The sequence below is a fragment of the Streptomyces sp. P9(2023) genome, assembly GCF_032436795.1.
Classification (GTDB): Bacteria; Actinomycetota; Actinomycetes; order Streptomycetales; family Streptomycetaceae; genus Streptomyces.
This window is the reverse complement of the sequence record NZ_JAUPWM010000170.1, coordinates 1-436: the sequence shown is the minus strand read 5'-3', so window position 1 is coordinate 436 and position 436 is coordinate 1. Positions and strand designations below refer to the sequence as shown.

Here is a 436-nt window from a genome sequence, read left to right as displayed (position 1 = left end):
CTTGGCTACTGATTATCCGCAGGCCGCCCCAGACGGGACTTCCCCGCGACTGTGCATCAGCTTACCCGAAAGCTCCGAACGCGCCCAAAGCTTCCTGTCGGCGAATGATGCAGGGTTTCGCATCTGGCCCGGTCTCAAGGCCGTTCCTGGCTGGCGGGGTGCGGCCTTAAGCTACCGCCGGATCTTCCGAGAACTGCGCGACAAGACAGTTCCTGAGGCGTTGATTGTTGAAGACGATGTTGTCCTGCCCGCTGATTTTGACAACAGTCTGACGACCATCCGCGCGGCAATGGATCGTTCGGGAGCGGATATGTTTTCGGGTTTGATCGTCGACCTGCACAAGGACGCCCGCGTGCTGAACGTTGAACGCTGCGAAGGTCTTGTACTTGTTCATCTAGACCGGGCAGTTATGATGATCTGCAACTTGTATCGCACC

At 57.6% G+C, this 436-nt stretch carries 1 protein-coding gene; it reads left to right on the top strand.

The features are described 5' to 3' along the window. On the top strand, positions 1 to 436 hold a 436-nt coding region (locus Q5762_RS37205), incomplete at both ends, for a hypothetical protein (protein ID WP_315896733.1).